The 4,577-nt window shown below is 63.5% G+C and carries 6 protein-coding genes and 1 pseudogene; 5 read left to right on the top strand and 2 right to left on the bottom strand.

Features of this window, described 5'->3' with window-relative positions; all coding sequences use genetic code 11:
* The 5 genes from EN939_RS21925 to EN939_RS21905 all read left to right on the top strand — a co-directional run.
* The coding region (locus EN939_RS21925) for a S49 family peptidase (protein ID WP_164751135.1) at positions 1-807 on the top strand (807 nt) is incomplete at its 5' end.
* Between the two features lie 128 nt (positions 808-935).
* A complete protein-coding gene (locus EN939_RS21920) occupies positions 936-1,121 on the top strand; it encodes a membrane protein (RefSeq protein WP_023808667.1) in 186 nt (61 codons plus the stop codon).
* Positions 1,122-1,147: 26 nt separating this feature from the next.
* On the top strand, positions 1,148-2,047 hold the full coding sequence (locus EN939_RS21915) for a 4-(cytidine 5'-diphospho)-2-C-methyl-D-erythritol kinase (protein WP_127269629.1): 900 nt from the start codon (positions 1,148-1,150) through the stop codon (positions 2,045-2,047).
* Positions 2,034-2,588 (top strand): molybdenum cofactor biosynthesis protein B, encoded by a 555-nt coding sequence (moaB, locus tag EN939_RS21910; protein ID WP_127269628.1) that lies wholly within the window; start codon positions 2,034-2,036, stop codon positions 2,586-2,588. Before EN939_RS21915 ends, moaB begins: the two co-directional genes overlap by 14 nt.
* Before the next feature lie 141 nt (positions 2,589-2,729).
* A complete protein-coding gene (locus tag EN939_RS21905; protein WP_127269627.1) occupies positions 2,730-3,152 on the top strand; it encodes a GFA family protein in 423 nt (140 codons plus the stop codon).
* Between the two features lie 7 nt (positions 3,153-3,159).
* Here the strand turns inward: EN939_RS21905 and EN939_RS21900 are convergent, their stop codons facing one another.
* Both EN939_RS21900 and EN939_RS21895 read right to left on the bottom strand, forming a co-directional pair.
* Positions 3,160-4,134 (bottom strand): hypothetical protein, encoded by a 975-nt coding sequence (locus EN939_RS21900; RefSeq protein ID WP_023808671.1) that lies wholly within the window; start codon positions 4,132-4,134, stop codon positions 3,160-3,162.
* Between the two features lie 141 nt (positions 4,135-4,275).
* Positions 4,276-4,577, bottom strand: a pseudogene (locus EN939_RS21895) (glycosyl transferase family 2); the annotation flags it as partial.

The raw sequence follows: 4,577 nt of genomic DNA, 5'->3' as shown, positions 1-4,577 counted from the left end.
ATTCCGGTGATCCGGCTGCACGGCACCATCATGGCAGGCGGTGGCCAGTTTCGGCCGAGCCTGTCGCTGGCTTCCACCGCCGGCCTCATCGAGAAGGCGTTCTCCTACGACGCGCCGGCGGTCGCCATCTCGATCAATTCGCCGGGCGGCTCGCCGGTGCAGTCTCGGCTGATCTTCAAGCGCATCCGTGACCTGGCCACGGAAAAGAACAAAAAGGTACTGGTCTTCGTCGAGGATGTCGCGGCGTCGGGCGGCTACATGATCGCGGTCGCCGGTGACGAGATCTTCGCCGATCCGTCGTCCATCGTCGGTTCGATCGGCGTGGTATCGGCCTCGTTCGGCTTCCCTGAACTGATGAAAAAGATCGGTGTCGAGCGCCGTGTCCACACCGCCGGCCAGAACAAGGCGGTGCTCGATCCGTTCAAGCCCGAGAAGAAGGAAGATGTCGAACGGCTGAAGGCGCTGCAGCTCGAGGTGCACGCAACCTTCATCGACCTCGTCAAGGAGCGGCGCGGCACGAAACTGAAGGACGACCCGGACCTGTTCACCGGCCTGTTCTGGACCGGCATCAAGGGCCTCGAACTCGGTCTGGTCGATGCGCTCGGCGACATGCGCACTGTGCTCAAGACCCGTTTCGGGGCGAAAACCCAGCTCAGGCTGATCACGACACCGCGCGGTTTTCTTAGCCGCTTCGGCCTGTTCGGCTCAAGCAAGGGCTTTTCAGCGCCCGATATCGTAGCCGCTGCCGCCAGCGGCGTGATCGATGCGGCGGAAGAGCGCGCATTGTGGTCTCGCTTCGGGCTTTGAAAACCCGGCAAAACCGTCTAGCATGAGAGCTTGAGTTTCATGCATGTCGTGTCCCCAAAACCGGGTCGACATGCATCAACCGACCCGACCGGCCGCCTTCGCCGGCCCAGCGTGGGAGGAGTTTTGGCATGCCGCAGATCATTTTCTTCGCCGTCGTTGGCGTTGCCGCTTATTTCGGCTACCGCACCTTCATTAGGGAAGCCGAGCGCGTGACCGCCAAGGTGCGGCGCACAGAAAAGCAGACGGCCAACGGCGCGATCGGAACGCTGGTCAAGGATCCGAAGACCGGCGAATACCGACTGGCCAAGGACTGACCATCATTTCGCTTACATCAAACGCAGTGGACACCGCTTTCGGTGTGCGCACTTGGCCTGCGTACGCCAAAATCAATCTTGCGCTGCATGTCACCGGCAGGCGCCCTGACGGCTATCATCTGATAGAAAGCCTAGCGGTGTTCACGCGTTTTGGCGACAGGGTCGAAATCGCGCCCGCCGACAGCGATGAGTTTGCCGTGTCCGGCCGCTACGCACCGGCCGTTCCAGTCGACGCAAGCAATCTTGTGCTTAGGGCGCGCGATGCCCTGCGGCAGACAGCCGGGCACGAGAGAACACCGCCGGTTGCCATCCGGCTCGAAAAGAACCTGCCGGTTGCCTCCGGCGTCGGCGGCGGTTCGAGCGACGCGGCGACCGTGCTGCGCGGGCTGGTGGAGACATGGGCGCTGGACATCGACGGCGCAGAGCTGGCGCGGATCGGCCTTTCGCTTGGCGCCGATGTGCCGATGTGCCTGGCGGCAAAGCCGCTGGTAGCGCGCGGCATCGGGGATGAACTGTCGATGGTGCCGGATTTTTCGGCGCTTGGCCTGGTGCTGGTCAATCCAGGCACCCCGGTGTCGACGGCGGATGTCTTTGCAGCGCTTTCGCGGCGCGACAATGAGGCCTTGCCGCCCCTGCCGCGCGGCATCGATTTTCACAGCCTGCGCAACTGGCTGGAGATTACTCGCAACGATCTCGAGCCCGCGGCGCTAGCGATGCAGCCCGCCATCGGCAGGGCGCTTTCCTGGCTGAACAAGGCCGGATCGGGTTTTTCACGGATGTCCGGGTCCGGCGCCACCTGCTTCGGCCTGTTCGAGACCGGCAATGTCGCCAAGCGTGCCGCTGCCGAGATCCGCGGCCGCCAGCCCGACTGGTTCGTCGCGGCGACGCGCACCATCGCATCGGAGGGCGCAGATGGCCAGAATTGACGAGAGCCGCTCCTTCATTCCCGTGCGCATCGCGGTGCTGACCGTTTCGGACACGCGCAGCCTCGCCGACGACAAATCCGGCCAGACGCTGGCCGACCGCATCACCGAGGCCGGCCATCTGCTGGCGGCCCGCGATATCGTCACCGACGACCGCGAGAAAATCCGCGACACGGTTCTGGCGTGGTCACAGGACAAGAATATCGATGTCGTCATCACCACCGGCGGTACCGGCTTCACAGGCCGTGACGTGACGCCGGACGCGCTGGAGCCGATCTTCGAAAAGCGCATGGATGGCTTTTCGGAAGTGTTCCACCGCATTTCCTACGACAAGATCGGCACCTCGACGATCCAGAGCCGGGCGACCGGCGGCGTCGTCAACGCCACCTTCGTCTTCGTGCTGCCGGGCTCACCCGGCGCCTGCAAGGACGCGTGGGACGGCATCCTGAAAGCGCAGCTCGACTACCGGCACACGCCATGCAACTTCGTCGAGATCATGCCGCGCCTGGACGAGCATTTGCGGCGCGGCAAATCGGCTCCGTAAAAGCCGAGGCAAAGCGCCGGTTCCACGCCGCGTTCGCCAGGCAAAACAGCACCGGCGCCTTTGAAACCCCATTCCAAACCGGACCTCGGAAAAGTACCTTGTCTGAAGGCGATCATCGCCGTTCACGACAAGGCAGCTACGATGACCGTGCACACCGGTGGGTGCCATTGCGGCAATATACGCCTTGAATTTTCAACCGAGCTCGAGCCACCGCAAACCGAAGTTCGCGCTTGCCAATGCTCGTTCTGTGTCAGACATGGTTCGCGCGCCGTTGCCGATCCGAATGGCAGACTGGTCATCTCGGTCAAGGACGAGACGCAATTGCGGAGATATCAGTTCGGGCTGAGGACGGCCGACTATCTGATCTGCCGGCGGTGCGGTGTCTACGTCGCCGCAATCGCCAGAGATGACGATGCAAGGGCGATCGTCATCATCAACGCCCTGGACGACCGCGAACGGTTCAACCAGGAGCCGGTCCGCGTTGACTTCGATACGGAAAACAGGGCGCAGCGCCAAGCCAGACGCCGCACACACTGGACACCTGTCGAGATGAGCTTCGGATAGGCAGCTCTCAGCGGATAACCGGCTCGCCATGAAACCGTCGGCGCGACGGCGGCGATACGCCGAAGCCGACTTCCATCATCAGTCGCGGCGTGCGTGCCGGCACGGTGCCCATATGAAAGCCAAAGGGGTCCTCGACGAAGCCGAGACCAGCCTCGCCGGTCAGCGTCACCGGGCTCTGCTCGCCATAGACATCCAGAACCTGCTGCGCGGGATGACCGACCAGAAGGGTAAGCTGGTGCTTGAGGCTGCGGCGCTTGTGGCTGCCCCTGACATAGACATGCGGACCGGTGTCGGCGTCGACCGGCTTGAGGTAGAAGAAGAATTTCAGCATGCGCCAATCATCGAGGTCGAAATGATACTTGCCGAGCGAGGCGAGGTTCTTGTCGGCGTCCGAAGCCGCACCGGTTGGAAAACTCCACCAGACGCGCGTCGTGATCAGTTTTGCCTGGCCGCCGAGATAGTGCGCGGCAATATCCAGAAGCAGCGGATCGCGCTGGATGGCAAGCGCCGCCGGGCAGTCGAGGATGCGCTCGAAAAAATGCCCGCTGAGCAGCGAGCGGCCAAGGCGTTTCTCGGCCTCGGCATGTTCCCCCGGCATGAATTCGAGACGGCGGTCGAAATTGCCGAAGCAAGGCGTGCGCCCGGCGAAGTCGGCGATCTCTTCATGGATATCAGGCGGCAGGACCAGGCCTGAGAACAGCCCGTCGGAGCGCAACGCATCGACGACCGCTCCCCGTTCGACACCGGCAAACATCGTATCCCCGGCATTGGCGACCGGGCGGGCGCGTTTTGCGCCCAGCCAATGCATGCGGCGTCCGGGCATTGTGCGCGCCAACACGAACATCGGCAGCCAGGCAGGGTTCTCCCGCAGGTCCGTCAGATAGGTTGGAATACGTACGGCGATGCGCCGCAGCAGGCTGCCGTTGCGCGCAATGGCCTCGAGACTGGCCGCGCCGGATGTGTCGGGGGTTGAAAGCTTCATTGGGTCCTCGGCTATGAGAGCACCACCGATGCCGCATCGGTGCTCGCCTCTCGGCATGTCCAAACCCAATTCCCGCTTGAACGGAAGCTAACCCCGCGTCAGATTTTGTGCAATGCACAATGACCTGAGCAACTGCAAAAATCACGTCGACGAGCGGCGCTCCTGCTTGGCCGGCGCCATCCAGATCTCCGCGTCGAGCCGCTTCGTCGCGAGGCCGCGGGCGATGGTCCCGGCACTGCCGGCGCTCTTTGCCGCGGCAGCTGCCTGACGCTTGCTGATCAGCAAGCCGTCGGCCAAGGCGCGGTTTCCCGAAAAGACCCGGGCCAGGAATGGCGTGCGACTGGCTCGCGTGCGCGAAAACCGTGCCGCCATGGTCTGCCTGGCCGTGTGGGCGACAACTTCATCGATCCAGCCCTCCACCAGCCGCGCGCCCGGCTCCAGGA

It is taken from the genome of Mesorhizobium sp. M7A.F.Ca.CA.002.05.1.1 (genome assembly GCF_003998335.1).
Taxonomy (GTDB): Bacteria; Pseudomonadota; Alphaproteobacteria; order Rhizobiales; family Rhizobiaceae; genus Mesorhizobium.
Note: the sequence above shows the minus strand (reverse complement) of the source record. Positions and strands in the feature narration are given on the sequence as shown.

Excerpts from the sequence above, each read along its gene's own strand:
- EN939_RS21920 (WP_023808667.1), top strand. The coding sequence starts at position 936 with ATGCCGCAGATCATTTTCTTCGCCGTCGTTGGCGTTGCCGCTTATTTC.
- moaB (WP_127269628.1), top strand. The coding sequence starts at position 2,034 with ATGGCCAGAATTGACGAGAGCCGCTCCTTCATTCCCGTGCGCATCGCG.
- EN939_RS21905 (WP_127269627.1), top strand. The coding sequence starts at position 2,730 with ATGACCGTGCACACCGGTGGGTGCCATTGCGGCAATATACGCCTTGAA.
- EN939_RS21900 (WP_023808671.1), bottom strand. The coding sequence starts at position 4,134 with ATGAAGCTTTCAACCCCCGACACATCCGGCGCGGCCAGTCTCGAGGCC.